Consider the following 17,056-nt stretch of genomic DNA (forward strand, 5'->3'; position numbering starts at 1 on the left):
AAAATAGAGAGGAAGATACAAAATGACACAAAACCTACAAAGCACAACAACATTGCACAACGGAGTTCGCATGCCTTGGTTTGGCATCGGGGTATTTAAAGTAGAAGAAGGTTCAGAGCTGGTCAATGCTGTGAAGGCTGCTGTAAAGCATGGCTACCGCAGTATAGATACAGCGGCAATCTATGCGAATGAAAACAGTGTAGGACAGGCTATTCAGGAAGCCCTCTCGGAGAATAATCTGTCCAGAGAAGAACTATTCGTCACGTCCAAAGTGTGGAATGCAGATTTAGGCTATGAAGAGACACGAGCAGCTTATGAAGCAAGCCTGAACAAGTTGGGACTGGACTATCTGGATCTATATCTGATTCATTGGCCGGTTCAAGGCAAATACAAAGAAGCCTGGAGAGCTTTGGAGTCCTTGTATAAAGAAGGACGGATTAAGGCCATCGGAGTCAGCAACTTCCAAATTCACCATTTGGAAGATCTCATGCAGGATGCAGAAATCAAGCCAATGGTCAATCAGGTGGAGTTTCACCCGCAGCTAACCCAAACCGAGCTGCTGCAATTCTGTCAAAAGAACAACATTCAAATGGAAGCCTGGTCCCCGCTCATGCAAGGCCAATTGCTCGATCATCCGGTACTGCAAGACATAGCGAACAAGTACGGTAAATCGGTGGCTCAAGTGATTTTACGCTGGGATGTACAGCAGGGAGTCGTCACTATTCCCAAGTCCACCAAGGCGCATCGAATCGTCGAAAATGCCGATATTTTTGACTTTGAATTGACGCGTGAGGATATGGATCAGATTCAGGCGTTAAATGCCAATCTTCGGGTAGGTCCAGATCCGGACAACTTTGATTTTTAAAATCCAGTCCATCATAAAACGCCGTTTCCTTCTTCATGGAAGGGACGGCTTTTTGTGCATAGTGAAACTGAAGCTACAGCAATCCAATCCTGCCATATGGTATTATAGAATTATATGAAATGAGAAGTTTTGGACGCTTATGAAAATGAAAATCTCCGGGGGACCTCATGAATAAGACAATTGCAGATATAGCCCAAATGGCTGGTGTATCCAAGAGCACCGTATCCCGTTTTTTGAACGGCGGATCTGTCAGCCTGGACACTAAGCGTAAAATTGAAAAGGTGGTTAAGGCCACGGGGTATGTGCCCAATACCTTTGCCCAAAGTTTGAAGGCAAAACGAACCAACATTATCGGAACCGTCGTGCCACGGCTGGATTCCTTTGCGACATCCCATACGTTAATGGGAATTGATGAGGAACTGCGTTCCCAGCATTACCAGATGCTGATCTCTAATACGAGTCAGGATGTAAAGCGTGAAATCGAAGCGATCTATGAGTTTGCACGACAAAAAATTTCAGGCATCATTCTGCTGGCTGCTCAAATTACAGACGACCACCTGACCGCGATACGAGACATCAGTATTCCGGTATTGCTGGTAGGCCAACAACATGAGCAGATCCATAGCCTTATCCATGATGATTATCGTGCCGGATATGATATCGGTGCATATGTCCTGTCACAGGGCCACCGTGAAATTGCCTATGTCGGTGTTACTGAAAGGGACGTTGCTGTCGGTGTGCAACGCAAAGAGGGCTTTAGGCAGGCTGTTCGCGATGCGTTACCTGCTACGTGTTATACGGACGAGACGATGCGAGTCGCAGGATATGATATCAGGTACTATGAAACCGGGTTTAAAATGTCCGATGCACGGATTGCCGCATCCGCCATCTTAGACCAATTCAAGCCATCGTTGATGGTGTGTGCTACGGATAATATCGCGCTTGGGGTAATCAACGCGGCTTATTCCAGAGGAATTACCATTCCGTCGGATTTGTCGGTCACTGGCTTTGGGGGATACGATATTACGGAGGTCATTCACCCTGCGCTAACAACTGTTCAATACCCGTATATGGAGGCTGGACGTGTAGCAGCCCAAAACATTGTACGGCTGGTAGAACATAAAACGGTAGAGCAAGTGACGGTCATGGATTATACCCTTATTGAAAGAGAAAGCGTTGACAAACGCTGAGCAGGTGGATTATAATTTCTTCGAAACCGGTTCCATTGCACTCTTGCACAATTGGAATCGGTTGCAAATCCATGGATGAGTATATTTTTTTCATTGTATAGGAACCGGTTCCGTTTAATTTTTTTCATTACATTGGAACCGGTTCCCAAAAATCTAAGTTTTAAAAAAATGAGGTACACCTATGAAAATGACAAAAGAACAAAAGTATCGATTAATCGAGCAGGCTGAGCCCGGTGAAATAGCAAGCTTGCAGAAAAAGGTGGAGCAATGTCCGTGGCGGCAGTCGTTTCATATCCAACCACCGACAGGCTTGCTCAATGATCCGAATGGATTTTCATATTATCAAGGCGAATACCACTTATTTTATCAGTGGTTCCCACTAGGAACCGATCACGGAATGAAATATTGGTATCATTTGAAATCCAAAGATTTGGTCACATGGCATAGTGCAGGCATTGGCATCACACCTGGAGACTACTTCGACTCGCATGGGGCTTATTCCGGCAGCGCGCTGGAGCATGAGGGCAAATTATACATGATGTATACAGGAAATACACGTGACGAAAACTGGATCAGACATCCTTATCAATGCATGGCTGTTATGGATGAGAGCGGTCACATTACCAAGTGGGAGCATCCTGTTATTGGCCATGTGCCAGAAGGTTATACAGACCATTTTCGTGATCCCAAGCTGTGGAAGGACGGCGATAGTTTCTACTGTGTGATTGGTGCACAAAGAACAGATTCAACAGGCTGCGTTGTCCTTTATCGTTCAACGGATCTTCACACTTGGCAGTTCGAGGGAGAACTGAGCACGGGGCTGGAATCGTTTGGATACATGTGGGAATGCCCGGATTATTTTGAACTGAATGGAGCGGGTGTGTTGGTCTTTTCTCCACAGGGCTTGGAGTCTTCAGGGGATGAAAACCACAATATTTATCAATCGGGCTACGTCATCGGCAAACTGCTGGATACAGAGACAAGAACACTGGAGCACGGCGCATTCCACGAGCTTGATCGGGGCTTCGACTTCTATGCACCACAGACGATGATTGACCCGCAGGGGCGTCGTATTATGGTGGCCTGGATGGGGCTACCGGATATCGAATATCCGACAGATCCGAACGGATGGGCCCACTGTCTGACATTACCGAGGGAACTTACGCTTCATGAGGGAAAACTCTTGCAGCGGCCTATCCCCGAATTAACCACGCTGCGTAGAAATAGTGAGGATCGGGTAGCTGACACGTTGTCCTCAGAGAGCAAAACCTACGAAGGATTTAAGGGTACTGCCTATGAGATGATCTGCGAAGTAGATCTTTTGGATGCCAAGGCATTCGGTATTGAATTCCGTGCAGGTGAGACGGAGAAAACGGTGATTAAATATGATGCCATTAGCCGTAAACTTGTATTGGATCGTACGCAATCGGGTGAGCCTGTAGCCACTTCGTACGGTGAAGTACGGCAGTGTGCATGGGACAAGGATCATATTAAACTTCATCTGTTTGTAGATACATCTTCAGTTGAGATTTTCGTCAATGATGGGGAAGAAGTGTTCACCAGTCGTATTTTTCCGCACCCAGAGAGTGACGAAATACGCTTTTTTGCCGACAAGGGAGAGGCTCTCTTCCAAGCGGTAAAATGGAATTTTACATGAGTAGGCTAATTCATCAAGTGGATCGTTAATCATCAAACATAACGGAATGAACGAGGGGATGAACATCATGGCGGAAAACAGAGAGATAGCTAAAGAAGTGATCGAGGCGATCGGTGGAAAGGAAAATATCGCTTCGTTTGCTCACTGTGCAACGCGCCTGCGCATTATGGTGCATGATAAAGAGAAAATTGATCAGAAAAAGGTTGAGGAGATCGACAAGGTTAAGGGGGCTTTCTTCAATTCAGGTCAATATCAAATTATTTTTGGTACAGGAACGGTAAATCGGATTTTTGATGAGGTTGAAAAGCTTGGCGTGACGGGTTCATCTAAAGAAGAGGTGAAGAGTCAGGCGAAAAAGGAGGGCAACGTCTTCCAGCGGTCTATCCGCACCTTTGGCGACGTGTTTGTACCGATTATTCCAGTGCTGGTCGCTACGGGGTTGTTCATGGGACTGCGCGGTTTGCTCACTCAGCCGCAAATTCTCGCATTGCTCGGCATGACGCCGCAGGATATTTCACCTAACTTTTTATTATATACACAGGTATTAACGGATACGGCTTTTGCCTTTCTGCCTGCGTTAGTTGCATGGTCAGCCTTTAGAGTATTCGGCGGCAGTCCGGTGCTGGGTATCGTTCTCGGTCTGATGCTGGTAAACCCGGCTTTGCCTAACGCGTATAGTGTTGCGGACGGCTCAGCCCATCCGTTGACGATGTTCGGTTTCATTCCTGTGGTGGGCTATCAAGGCTCGGTATTACCAGCCTTCTTCGTGGGCTTGATCGGAGCCAAGCTGGAGCGGGCGCTGCGCAAACGGGTGCCTGAAGCGCTGGATCTGATTCTCACACCATTTTTAACACTGTTGATTATGATCACTTTGGGACTGTTTGCTATCGGTCCAGTTTTCCATTCACTTGAAGAATGGGTGCTGCACGGAACCATATTTGTACTTGATTTGCCTTTCGGTATTGCAGGGATCGTCATCGGCTTTTTGCATCAGATTATCGTCGTTACAGGTGTGCATCATATATTTAATTTCCTGGAGATTCAACTGCTTGAAAAGAACGGCGTAAATGCCTTCAATGCTATTATTACCTGCGCAATGGCTGCACAGGGAGCTGCCTGTCTGGCAGTTGGTCTGAAAACGAAGGACAGCAAGCTGAAAGCGTTGGCGCTTCCTTCTTCGTTCTCTGCTTTCCTAGGAATTACAGAGCCGGCTATCTTCGGGGTCAACCTGAGATATATGAAGCCTTTTGTCATGGGTCTCATCGGCGGAGCGGTTGGTGGTTTTATTGCTTCGGTCTTGCATTTGGCGGCTACAGGGATGGCGGTTACGGTTATTCCAGGTACGTTGCTTTACATGAACCATCAGCTTCCGTTTTATATTTTGGCGAACTTGGCTGCTATGGCAGTATCCTTTGTCCTGACTTGGATGTTTGGCTTTAACGATAAAATGCTGGACAAAGTCAAAACAGCGGGTTCCTCCAAATAATATCATTCAGTCAGCACCAATACATGCAGATTCATGCGTGTAACTATAAATATAATGGTCGCTTTTATACGGAGCGCTCTTGTCCCTTAATGAAAAGGATAACTAGAGCAGCATTCGATGTGAAGCGGCCATTTTTTTATCTATGAAATTCCGCTTCAGGCTATCAGATTAGACGATGGAGGAACGTTCATCCAGAAACTCGGACGGGGAACAGCCTGTTAAGCGTTTGAAGATCCGATGAAAATAGGACACATCACTATAGCCCACATACTCCGAAATTTCACGAATCGTTAGCCGCGACTCCGTCAACATGTAGATAGCGGTTTTAATACGTTGCGTATGTACATGCTCGCTGATCGTTTGGCCTGTAACCTCACGCAGCAGTGTCGCGGCATAATTGGGGGTTTTGCGAATGGCATCACCAAGCTCTTCTTTGGTTACCTTTTCCCTGTAGTGATTCTGAATGTACTGTTTCATATGTTCTACATGCCGTTCTTTATCGCGAGGAACGGTACCTTTGTCCCATTCCTGGTTCATATAAATCATGGCTTCGGTCAGCAGACAGTCAGCCATCAGGGCGTAGTAGCTTGGGTGTTCAGTCCATTGATAATACATCGATTTGATCCGTTCATGCAGCAAATCGTAGCATCCGGGCTTGATCCATAACGGCTGGTCTGTATTCAGTATGGGAAGTGTGCTGTTCGTACATGTTTTGCGGCAATGTATCACATACTTGGTATGGAAAAGCGTAGGAATGCTCTTGCCATAGTAATTCAGATGAGCGGGTAAAAGCAGTGCTTCACCCTTGCCCAGAATGATCTTGCTATCGTTCACCCAATATACACATTTGCCAAAGGTGACCAAAATGAATAGCAAGTCATCGTTGTCGGTATTTGCACCAGCCTTTTCATACCAGTCTACGCCATTGTCCTGCCGTATACCCGTCAATGTAATCACAAAACTCACTCTCCAATGTCTTCAACATTCATCATACTGTAATACATCCATCATACTATAGTTCATAGTCTTGGTGAACGGGTACAGGTAGAATAGGACTATATAAGTTTAATGTAGATAGAGAAGCAAAGTGGAGAAGAAGTTATACAGTAAAGACATTCAGGAGGATGACATTACTATGCTTAAAACGAAAATTATTTGTACTATGGGACCTGCCTGCGACTCCATTGATTTGTTAAAAGAAATGATCCAGGCTGGTATGACTGTAGCTCGCTTGAACATGGCTCATGGGGAGCTGGAGGATCATGTTAAACGTATTGAAAATGTGAGACAGGCAGCGAAGGAAATGAATACCTGTATCCCTGTCATGATGGATATTAAAGGACCGGAAATACGGATTGGCAAGCTGAAAGAGGCATCTGTTCTGTTGAAGCCAGGCAGCCAGCTCATTCTGACCACGGAAGAGATTTTGGGGGACGAGCATCGTATTTCGGTGAATTACCCAGATATGCCGAAGGATATCAAACCAGGTGACCGCATTCTCATCGACGACGGTTTGGTTGATCTGACTGTAACCTCCATCGAAGGTACCGAGATGATTTGTAATATCGTAAGCGGCGGTATTTTGAAGCCGAGAAAAGGTGTTAATCTGCCAGGGATTCATACAACTCTTCCAGGCGTAACAGAGCGCGACGTGAAGCACATTCAATTTGGGGTGGAGCAGCGTATCGAGCTTATTGCGGCTTCTTTTGTGCGTAAAGGCGACGACATCCGTGAAATCCGTGAGATTTTGAAGGGACATCATGCCGAGCATGTACAGATTTATTCCAAAATTGAAAATGCCGAAGGTATGGAAAACCTGGATGATATCATCGAAGCTTCGGACGGTATTATGGTAGCTCGTGGCGACCTGGGCGTGGAAGTGCCGATTCAAGACGTGCCTGTGATGCAAAAAGAAATGATCGACAAGTGTAATCTGGTCGGCAAGCCCGTTATCGTTGCTACTCACATGCTGGAGTCCATGCAGGTGAACCCGCGTCCGACAAGAGCTGAAGTTAGTGACGTGTTCAATGCCGTTATGCAGGGAGCTGACGTAGTGATGCTGTCGGGCGAATCTGCTGCAGGTAAATACCCTGTTGAATCCGTACGGACCATGGCTGCGGTAGCTGCCAGTGCAGAATCACAATTGGATTACCAGGAGCAGTTCGATAAGCGCAGAGCACGCCAAAGCACCAACATTACTGAAGTCATTAGTCAGGGTGCGGTGAGTTCGTCTCTGGAGCTGGATGCCAAAGCGATTATTACCTCGACTGCCAGTGGATTCACGGCTCGTATGGTGTCCAAATATCGTCCGAAGGCGCCGATCATTGCGGTTACTCCGAATAACACGGTATTCGCTAAAATTTGCCTGTTGTCCGGTGTATTCCCGATTAAAGGGGATAAGGTAGCCACAACGGATGAAATGTTCGAATCTTCCATCCGTAACGCGCTGAATGCAGGATATATCCATAAAGGAGATACTGTAGTCCTGTCAGCAGGCGTCCCTGTCGCTGAGGCAGGCACGACCAATCTGATTCGGGTATATCAGGCGTAAGTTATATCAAATACAGAAAAGGCGCTGATCCTCTAAGGGTTCAGCGCCTTTTTGATGTTTGGTCGTGTCTAGGCTTACAGCCCGAATACACTTTTGGCAACGACTTGTGTCAGTTCTGCCTTATGGGCTTGGTATTGCTCTGGGGTAATGCTCTTATTGGCCAGTCGTTGATCCAACTGCTCCGTCAACTGAGCTACCTGTAGATCAACGATAGCCTGAGCATCCTGATTATGGGTTTGTGCAATATCAGCCAAGGTTTGACCATTATATAACGCATCATATAATTGCTCATCCGAGGATATACCCAGTGCTTTCAACAGATCATCATCCTTGGAAGCTTCATTGTCCTGTACATGCAGGGCTCTCTCTGGAGCCAGTGCAGCAGCATTAGCCCGACTTCCCCAAGTAGATGACTGCCCAATAGATAACGCCAGCAACAGTGTGCAGATGACCAACATTCGTTTTCGATTCATAAGTGTAAATCTCCTTTTGTGTTTCATTAAATTTCTGACGGGGTGGAACGGTATATGGATATCCAACGGGAGTGATGTTTATGCCTTTAGCCCATCCGGCTTATGTAGTTACCAGATTCTTAAATACATCATACACGCCCAATCTTAGCGCCAGCTTAATACTCGTTTAAAATAAACTAAAAGAGGAGATTGTAAACAGGTAGCGCTAAAAAAATTCGCAGATAACGAAAAATGAGTGTGATTTACCCTTTGGATGCTGTTTTTTTCTTTGACCAGATTGTTCGTATCCCATGAATACAGAGCAGCAGTAAGGGGAAAAACAACCCAATGGATAGAGAATAGGGAATCCACGTCTTTGTATCATAGGTTTGTTGGTAAGGGACATTAGGATACACGATGATGGACAGGATGACTAATAACATCCCGAGAGGAAGCACCAGTTGCCGATCGCTTTTCAGACAAAAGATTTGGGCTATTGCTGTCACTGTGGTGTGCATATACAGTGTGATTCTAAAAAAAAGTGAAATAAACCACATTGTAGCCATGATGGCTTCGATGCGCTGTAGAAAGTTGCCAATGCTAATTTTTTTGGCTAACGCATAGCTAGGATATATATTTCTTGCCGTTAAGTCAGGACCAAATACCAAAATTGTCAATGCAACCACCACGACCAGCATCAATCCGCCAATCAGGCTTCCTATGAAAAAAGCTTTACGGGTTTGATCGGAGCGATTTATAGAAGAAGGGAAGATCATGAGCAAAATAATATGAGGTATAAATACTGTGCTAAAAAAGGACAGGGCAGCAGGCCAAATCGGCCCTACTCCTGCCTCCAATACAGGTTGGACATTTTCCAGCTTAATGTTGGATACCACTAAACCTACAAAAGAAATATACAGCAGAGTAAATAAAGGAAACAACAGTTCGGCCGAACGAGCCAGGACTTCGAGACCCAGCCGAGCAGCGAATACTATGATAAGTGCAAAAAGAATATTTACCGCTAGAATCGGCGTTTCCGGTATCATTTGAGTAGTCATAAAATTCCCTAAATAAAATAACACCGGTACAGGAGCATTAATGAATAGTAGGGTGAAAAATAGAAAACCTACGGTTTTGCCTAACCATTTTCCGAGTAGGGTTTCCATCATCTCAACCAGGGTCATCTCTGGATAAAGCGCCGCAAGCTTGCTGTACATATACAAGATAAGAAGCCCAGCCCCGACCCCCACGAGCGCGGCAATCCACGCATCTTGTTTGGCTACAAGTGCCATCCCTGAAGGGACGATGAGGATTGCACTTCCGACCGTAAATAAAGCAGATATGATCATGATTTGTCGTGCTGAGATTTTGATTTGTGCGGGCACCCGTTTTTCACCTCCTCTTATTTTATTAGGCCCATATGGATCAGGAAATTGCTGAATGGTCTATATATGGCTGTTATCCAATCCAGGGGGGTGGGAATGAGCCAGTGTAATACCTTGGCACAACTAATTCCGACCGCAAAAAAGAGTAGGATGAAAAATAACCAAAGCTCTTTTTTAAATCCTTTTTTCCACATGTCGGGGACTTCAATTAAGCTAATTACAGCAGCGACGAGGAATATGCCGATGATTTTTACGATTTGAGATAGCAATTTGGAAAACACCTTCTTTTGTAGAGTGAGGAATTACTCTTTCATATCATTCATAAAGGAGCTACCGATGGTGCCCAAGCGCCGAATCTTGAAATCGACTTTGATCGTTACGGGTAATTCTGTAAAGTATTCCTCATCCCAGTTTTGCTTCAGTCTGTTCCAAGTCTTCGGAGCAGCGCGGTGAATGGCTTCACCGAATCCGAATATGTCCGTTTTGTATGATTGTTGGGCCTTTCTAACGGCCGACTTCATAATATTTTCTATTTTTTCTTCTTCTTGCTTTTCAATGTCATAAATCGTTCCTACCTTGGTCAAATCGAGGTCAGTACACTCGACTTCTCCCACGTTGGCCTCAACCTGCATTTTAATATGAATCTGGGGCTCTCCCCTATAGGTGCTTCCTTTTACAGTGGTTTGGGTGCGAATGATTTCGGAGACGACTTTGCCGCCTCTGGGGCAAGCAACGTAGCCGACAGAGCTTTGCACTTTGCCAAGGATAAAATTATAGCCCCTACTTTCAGTTTCATCTAACCATCCGATTAGTCGATCTTTTCTGAATACAGCAAGTCCTGAATACTGTAAACGACTGAACGGAGCGATCTTTTGCACATTGTCGCTGGTTTCTCCCATTTCTTTATTGCCAATGATCCGAAGTCCTGTCAACACAGGCTGCTTTCCTTCACTAGTCATAGCTGCAATCAATTCATCCAAGGTTACCGTCGTAGTAGGCGACCAGTTTTTCTGTGATGTTTCTAGGGAAGAAAAAAGGTCATTGGCGGGAATCGGATTTAAAGGCGTCATAATTTTCAACGTATCCTCCGCACTAACGTCCTTGGACACTACAATATAAAAATCAGTGCGGAACTGATGATATCTGGAGAGTAAATCTAAAGATTTTGCCATCCCTTCGGCAGCTAACGACTCACCGATAACACATATGCGCAGGTGAGAAAAATACATTCTCCGGGGGCTAATTGTTGTTATTTTCCGGATCGCTTCAAATATGGTGTCCGCCTCCTCTGTATACAAGGTGGCTGGAGCCCCACCTCCTGCTCCTTTTTTAGCCGATGCTTTGCCAGGGTCCACCACTTGGATAGAGACCCGGAATTGGTCTCCTTGCTTATCGATTCCCATACCGACGGCGATGGCAAGCTCATTCAACTCTCTACGATTCCAACAGCCTGTCAGAAGTAAGACGAGTGCAAGAATCAGGAAGAGAAACGCCTTCTTCCGCTTCATGATGATCCACTCCTTTCTGACGGTTTCTCTTTTTTCTATTCCCGTGATTTGCGGGGCGGAGTGCTGTTTCGACGTTTGACATTTTTCTGATCGACTAACCGGGGACGTGACATCATCATCCAGTGAGGGAATCGAAAGATGGTATCTTTGGTGTCTGCCGGTATGAGAGGTGCAAAAGGAGTCATATAGGGAACGCCGAATGAACGAAGGCTGCACATATGCAGGATCAGGGCAATGCCTCCGACGATAATTCCGAACAGCCCAAAGGAAGCGGCAAGCCCCATTAAGGGAAACCGCAGCATGCGAAAAGCGATAGACATATTGTAGGCAGGAAGAACAAAGCTGGAAATAGCAGTAATCGATACAACAATAACCATTGCCGCAGATATGATGCCCGCCTCGACAGCAGCTTGTCCAATGACGAGTGTGCCGACGATAGAGACGGCTGCCCCGATGTACTTGGGCATGCGAACGCCAGCTTCCCGCAATATTTCAAATGTCAGTTCCATCATGAGTGCTTCAATAAAGGCAGGGAAGGGGACCGCTTCGCGCTGTGCCGCTAGACCGATTAGCAGTGAGGTCGGCAGCATTTCCTGATGAAACGTAGTGATGGCAACATATAAGGACGGACCGAGCAGGGAAATAAAAACTCCGGTATAACGAAGGACACGGATGAAGCTGCTAATGTCTGCACGCTGATAATAGTCCTCCGCCGCATGCAAGAAGGAAACAAATAATGCAGGCACGACAAGCACAAAAGGGGTACCATCCACTAGGATCGCAATTTTTCCCTCCAACAGTTCGGCGGCGATCACGTCTGGGCGTTCTGAATTGTATACTGTCGGAAAGGGGGTGAAGGTTTTGTCTTGGATTAATTCCTCGATATATCCGCTTTCGAGAATGCCGTCTACATCAATGCGATTCAATCGTTCATGTACTTCCTCAACCAATTTAGGGTTCACAATCCCCTTTATATACATGACAGCGACATCGGTCTGGGTTACACGACCGATTTGTTTGGTCTCCAGCCATAGATTCGGATCTTTAATTTTACGTCGAATCAAGGCTGTGTTCGTACGCAATGTCTCAGAAAATCCTTCCCGAGGCCCACGGACGACATTTTCTGAGGCAGGCTCGGTGACCCCCCGATCCTTCCATCCACGTGCGCTGGCCGATATTGCCTGCGTCTCACCCTCAATCAAAATGATTGCATCCCCCGACAACAGCGCGTTATACAAGGCTTCAAAGTCAGTAATATCCCGAATGCTGCCGATAGTAAGGGCGTAATCTTTCAACATTTGCATGACATTAGAGGAGGCTTGAATCCGGCATTCCACGTCCTTGGACAAGCTGCTGTCCAGCATCATTGATTCCATAATGAAGTCGGAGACTATATTTTGGTCCACCAAACCGTCGGTATAGAGGATCGCAATGGTCTGGTCACCGTCCTTGCCGATTCGAATTTCTCTGATGACGATGTCGGTGCTGTTGCCGAGCGCTTGTCTGATCTGCTGAAGATTGGTTCCGATATTTGCACTGAGCTGTTCTGCGGAATGTTCAGACTTACTCTCGCTTTGCTGAACGGGTGCCTTTCTAAATTTGTTAAGGGGGGTTCTTTTCCGAAAACGCATGCACGTTCTTCCTCTCTTTGAGGATACTTTTTAATCCAGTATGGACGCTGGAGTCTCTTGGTAAACTTATAGCTGGAATTTCGATAGGGGAAAAGCGGGTATAAAAAAAACCTCCTTCACAAAAGTGAAAGAGGTTTTAGACCAACTACATCAAATTACAATTTAGGATTTTTCCCATACTTATTGTCGCCAGGCTGACTGTCTAGGCATGTGAATACAAGCAGCACAATGCTCCCAAAAGGAACCAATGCGATCAGAATCCACCACCCGGTTTTGCCGGTGTCGTGTAGTCTGCGGAAAAGAACTCCCAGAGACGGTAACAAAACAGCCAGACCATAGATAGATGACAATACGAAAGGAAGTCCCAAGAGGAAATCCAACAAGTATAATACCAGACCAGCTATCGCATTGAACAGAGTAAACATCCAGTATTCTGTTCGTCTTGCTCTGCCTTGAAATCCTACATAGTTTTGAAGCACTTTTAAATACCATTGCATAAATTTTCACCTCCTCATAAAATGTGAATATTTGTATTATGTTCATCGTAAAACAATTCTTTTTAGATATATCGGCAGGTAACATATAGAATTTTACTTGTCAAATTATAACTTTAAACTAGGAATTAAAGCAACACATTTATTAAGATTAATAATTAAACGAATAATTTATAAAAATATAAAATTACATATTGAATTTTCCATATTCATTGAATAATATAGAGATACGATTAACCGCCAGGTTTGAATCGTCCTTCTTAACAGAAGGAGGTTTTATTTTTCACATTATTTGAAAGCGCTTTAATTCAGAGAGGGGGATGATCAGCATTTAATTTAAGAGTGAGAGAAGTTAATACAAACATAATCCTGACCGTCTTATTCATTATTGTTTTATGTTAGCAGGAATGTTCAAAACGAGAGGAGATTGATTTATGAAGCAATTATTTGTTCGTAAAGTAACGGCTGCTTCTCTGGCAGGTGCACTGTTGTTGCCTGCTTCTTTGGTGGGCGCCGAGTCCACACTCAATTCAGATACAGCTGGGATTCAAAGTCTGGAGCAAACCACCCTTCAAGCTCAAGGTCTGGATAACATTTTAAGCCAAAGTAAAAAGGCTGTTTCCTTCAAGGAGACTTCCGTACATGATCCATCCATCCTGAAAGTGAAAGATACATTTTACATTTTTGGTTCACATCTGGCGGCTGCCAAGTCCAAAGACCTCATGAATTGGGATACAATTGCGACAGGTGTGGCAAATGGTAATGTATTGATTCCCAACGTCAAAGAGGAATTAAAGGAAGCGCTGGATTGGGCGCGGACAGACACGCTGTGGGCAGCGGATGTCATTCAACTGGCGGATGGCAAGTTTTATATGTACTATAACGCTTGTAAAGGAGACTCCCCGCGTTCAGCTATGGGCCTAGCGGTTGCTGATAAAATTGAAGGACCTTATAAGAATAAAGGAATTTTCCTGAAGTCCGGTATGTGGGATCAACCGAGTGAAGATGGGACGATCTATGACGCAACCAAGCATCCCAATGCCGTAGACCCTGACACTTTCTATGATAAGAACGGCAAGCTGTGGATGGTATATGGCTCCTACTCCGGAGGCATTTTCATTATGCAGATGGATGAAAAAACAGGGAAGCCTTTACCAGGCCAAGGCTACGGGAAAAAACTGACGGGCGGTAACCATGCTCGTATGGAGGGGCCGTACATACAATACAGTCCACAAACGGACTACTATTACTTGTTCCTGTCCTATGGCGGATTGTCAGCGGATGGCGGATATAACTTGCGTGTGGCTCGGTCCAAAACACCGGATGGTCCTTTCTACGATGCTGAAGGAAACGACATGATCAAGGTTAAAGCGAATCCTGACAAACCTCTTTTTGATGACGCTTCCATTGAGCCATACGGCGTCAAGTTAATAGGTAATTACCTAATTCCAAGAGAAATTGGTGATCCGGGAACAGGGCTGGGAACAGGCTATGTGTCGCCCGGACACAACTCGGCTTATTATGATCCCAAGACGAAAAAGCATTTTGTCATTTTTCATTCCCGTTTTCCGGGGAGAGGTGAGCAGTTTGAAGTGCGGGTACATGAAATGTTCATGAACGCTGACGGTTGGCCTGTAGTTGCTCCTTATCGTTATTCAGGAGATGAGGATTCACTGAAAAAGCTGTCAGAGAAGGATGTCATCGGCCAATACTCGTATGTAAATCACGGGAAGGAAATTTCGGCCAATATTAAGCAAGCTGTTACCGTCAATCTGGATCACGGTGGCAAACTGTCTGGCGGAGTGAACGGTACATGGAAGCTGGGGGCAGACAATCAGCTGGAAATTACAGCAGATGGTGCGAAGTACAAAGGGGTATTCCTGCGGCACCGTGATCCAGACACGGGAGCCAAAACCCTTGCTTTTACCGCACTGTCCTCCAAGGGTGTTGCAGTATGGGGTTCGCTAAAGCCTGACCTGAAGGCCAGCAAGATTGTAGCTGCGGTGCAGAAGGATCTGAGTCTAGGCGACACAAGCAACGTTTTTTATGATCTCACGCTACCTACTCAAGCTGCACAAGATACCACGATTTCGTGGGAATCTTCCCGCCCTGAGATTATTTCTGTCACTGGTGAAGTGTACCGTCCAGAAGCCGGTTCCCAGCCTGCAGCAGTTACATTGACGGCGACTATTAAAAAGGACAAAGCTACAGCAAAGAAAAGTTTTAGTGCCATTGTTCCCGAGCAGGCTCAAGGCCCTCAGCTCGCACGTTACTCATGGAGTGAGGATCAAGGAACTTCGGTTGTCGACAGCACATATAATCAACTCGACGGTAAGGCCTATGGTGGTGCCACATGGGATAAAGATGGGAAGCTTGGCGGTGCTCTTGCCCTGAACGGCAAGGATGGTTACGTGCAGCTGCCCAACACGGTAACGGATGCGAAGGACTTTACCTTTTCCGCGTGGGTGAACTGGAAGGGCGGAGCCGCTTGGCAACGGATTTTTGACTTCGGCAACGGCCAGGCTCGCCATATGTTCCTCACCCCTTCCCAAGGAAACGGTGTACTCCAGTTTACAATCCATGAAGGTACGGATCAGAGCCTGCTCTCCAAATCATCATTACCTCTAAACCAGTGGACCCATGTGGCGGTTACACTGGAGGGGAATACAGGGAAGCTGTATGTAAATGGTGAAGAAGTAGCTGTAAATGACGGTATTACCTTTAACCCTAATGAGTTGCTGACAAACGAAGCGTATCTCGGTAAAAGCCGCTTTGTCGCTGATGCCTACTTTAACGGCAGCATGGACGAGGTACAGTTATATAACAAAGCGCTGACAGCAGAGGAAATTAAAGCACTAGCGGATTTGTAATTAAAATGAGCAAACAAAGCAGGGGATGGACTTTTTCTCAAGAAGTTCATCTCCTGCGCAACGTTGTGTATATTTATTTCTTGATTACTGGTATAATAGGAAGCAATTGCGGATATAATGTTTTAAGTAGGCGTTAATGACTCACTCTTGTCTAATGGAGACAGCTTGAGGCAGCAATAGATGACATAAGCACTCTGCATAAATTAAATTCTCCAGTGCTTGCGTTTTCAATACACTTATGGTAATATGAGTATATTGAAATTGTGACCTGAGATTCACATATTGTAGAGGGTTATTGTTTTAGGTTGAAATAACCTTGTGCAATATGTGAATTTTTATTTGTAAAAAATAAAGGTCATATAAATATATTTTGGAGGTAATTCCATGCAAACAGGTACAGTTAAATGGTTTAACGCAGAAAAAGGTTTCGGTTTCATCGAAGTTGAAGGTGGAAGCGATGTATTCGTACACTTCTCCGCAATCCAAGGCGAAGGTTTCAAATCTTTGGACGAAGGCCAACGCGTAGAATTCAACGTAGTTGAAGGAAACCGTGGACCACAAGCTGAGAACGTTGTAAAACTGTAATTTTAAATTACAGCCTACTTCAGATGCCCCGAACATAGCGTTTGGGGCATTTGTTTTTATCTGTTCACAAGACCGTTTTTGAACTGATTACATCTTATCGCTTTATAAATCATGAAGAAAGAGGGATGTTTATGTACAATTCACGGAAAAAGCCAATGGATGAAATTCCTGAGGAAATTACAACTGTTTGGAATTGCGCCAGTGATACATGCAACGGCTGGATGCGGGATAACTTCGCTTTTTCTGTCGAGCCGACATGCCCCATTTGCGGTTCTGCCATGGTGAAGGGCGAGAAAAAGCTGGCTGTTTTAAACAATACGAGCTTTAATCATACCAAACAATCCTAAGCGGATACATGTTTGTAGTAAAAGATGCCCCATAG

14 protein-coding genes are annotated in these 17,056 nt (G+C 45.4%); 8 read left to right on the forward strand and 6 right to left on the reverse strand.

The window, feature by feature from the left end:
* Window positions 1-22: 22 nt before the first annotated feature.
* From MKX36_RS01385 to MKX36_RS01400, 4 genes are all read left to right on the forward strand, one after another.
* A complete protein-coding gene (locus MKX36_RS01385) occupies window positions 23-865 on the forward strand; it encodes an aldo/keto reductase (protein ID WP_340864085.1) in 843 nt (280 codons plus the stop codon).
* Between the two features lie 167 nt (window positions 866-1,032).
* The gene (locus tag MKX36_RS01390; RefSeq protein ID WP_090890786.1) at window positions 1,033-2,055 is read left to right on the forward strand and encodes a LacI family DNA-binding transcriptional regulator; all 1,023 of its coding nucleotides are present in this window, start codon (window positions 1,033-1,035) and stop codon (window positions 2,053-2,055) included.
* 181 nt (window positions 2,056-2,236) lie between these two features.
* A complete protein-coding gene (locus MKX36_RS01395; RefSeq protein ID WP_340864086.1) occupies window positions 2,237-3,712 on the forward strand; it encodes a glycoside hydrolase family 32 protein in 1,476 nt (491 codons plus the stop codon).
* Between the two features lie 67 nt (window positions 3,713-3,779).
* Window positions 3,780-5,198 (forward strand): sucrose-specific PTS transporter subunit IIBC, encoded by a 1,419-nt coding sequence (locus MKX36_RS01400; protein WP_016820208.1) that lies wholly within the window; start codon window positions 3,780-3,782, stop codon window positions 5,196-5,198.
* A gap of 168 nt (window positions 5,199-5,366) precedes the next feature.
* Here the strand turns inward: MKX36_RS01400 and MKX36_RS01405 are convergent, their stop codons facing one another.
* The gene (locus MKX36_RS01405) at window positions 5,367-6,155 is read right to left on the reverse strand and encodes an AraC family transcriptional regulator (RefSeq protein WP_016820209.1); all 789 of its coding nucleotides are present in this window, start codon (window positions 6,153-6,155) and stop codon (window positions 5,367-5,369) included.
* Window positions 6,156-6,333: 178 nt separating this feature from the next.
* Between MKX36_RS01405 and pyk the strand changes: the two genes are divergently transcribed.
* Entirely contained in the window at window positions 6,334-7,749 is a 1,416-nt protein-coding gene (gene pyk / locus MKX36_RS01410) for a pyruvate kinase (protein ID WP_019685852.1), read from the forward strand.
* 74 nt (window positions 7,750-7,823) lie between these two features.
* Here the strand turns inward: pyk and MKX36_RS01415 are convergent, their stop codons facing one another.
* The 5 genes from MKX36_RS01415 to MKX36_RS01435 form a co-directional block, all read right to left on the reverse strand.
* Window positions 7,824-8,222, reverse strand: a complete 399-nt coding sequence (locus tag MKX36_RS01415) for a hypothetical protein (RefSeq protein WP_090890782.1) — start codon at window positions 8,220-8,222, stop codon at window positions 7,824-7,826.
* 242 nt (window positions 8,223-8,464) lie between these two features.
* A complete protein-coding gene (locus tag MKX36_RS01420; RefSeq protein WP_025363763.1) occupies window positions 8,465-9,586 on the reverse strand; it encodes a GerAB/ArcD/ProY family transporter in 1,122 nt (373 codons plus the stop codon).
* Between the two features lie 302 nt (window positions 9,587-9,888).
* The gene (locus MKX36_RS01425) at window positions 9,889-11,094 is read right to left on the reverse strand and encodes a Ger(x)C family spore germination protein (protein WP_340864087.1); all 1,206 of its coding nucleotides are present in this window, start codon (window positions 11,092-11,094) and stop codon (window positions 9,889-9,891) included.
* A gap of 35 nt (window positions 11,095-11,129) precedes the next feature.
* Complete coding sequence (locus MKX36_RS01430; protein WP_340864088.1) at window positions 11,130-12,725, reverse strand: spore germination protein; 1,596 nt, start codon at window positions 12,723-12,725, stop codon at window positions 11,130-11,132.
* Between the two features lie 155 nt (window positions 12,726-12,880).
* Window positions 12,881-13,222, reverse strand: a complete 342-nt coding sequence (locus MKX36_RS01435; protein ID WP_016820212.1) for a DUF805 domain-containing protein — start codon at window positions 13,220-13,222, stop codon at window positions 12,881-12,883.
* A gap of 431 nt (window positions 13,223-13,653) precedes the next feature.
* On the opposite strand from MKX36_RS01435, the gene MKX36_RS01440 reads away from it, so the two are divergent.
* The 3 genes from MKX36_RS01440 to MKX36_RS01450 all read left to right on the forward strand — a co-directional run bounded on the left by MKX36_RS01440 (window position 13,654) and on the right by MKX36_RS01450 (window position 17,021).
* A complete protein-coding gene (locus tag MKX36_RS01440) occupies window positions 13,654-16,089 on the forward strand; it encodes a LamG-like jellyroll fold domain-containing protein (protein WP_340864089.1) in 2,436 nt (811 codons plus the stop codon).
* Between the two features lie 384 nt (window positions 16,090-16,473).
* Window positions 16,474-16,674 carry a cold-shock protein gene (locus MKX36_RS01445; protein WP_007428290.1) on the forward strand — a complete coding sequence of 67 codons (201 nt, stop codon included), beginning with the start codon at window positions 16,474-16,476 and terminating at the stop codon, window positions 16,672-16,674.
* A gap of 131 nt (window positions 16,675-16,805) precedes the next feature.
* Entirely contained in the window at window positions 16,806-17,021 is a 216-nt protein-coding gene (locus tag MKX36_RS01450) for a cold-shock protein (RefSeq protein ID WP_013308357.1), read from the forward strand.
* Window positions 17,022-17,056 lie beyond the last annotated feature (35 nt).

This window comes from Paenibacillus sp. FSL W8-0439 (assembly GCF_038008995.1).
Taxonomy (GTDB): domain Bacteria; phylum Bacillota; class Bacilli; order Paenibacillales; family Paenibacillaceae; genus Paenibacillus; species Paenibacillus polymyxa.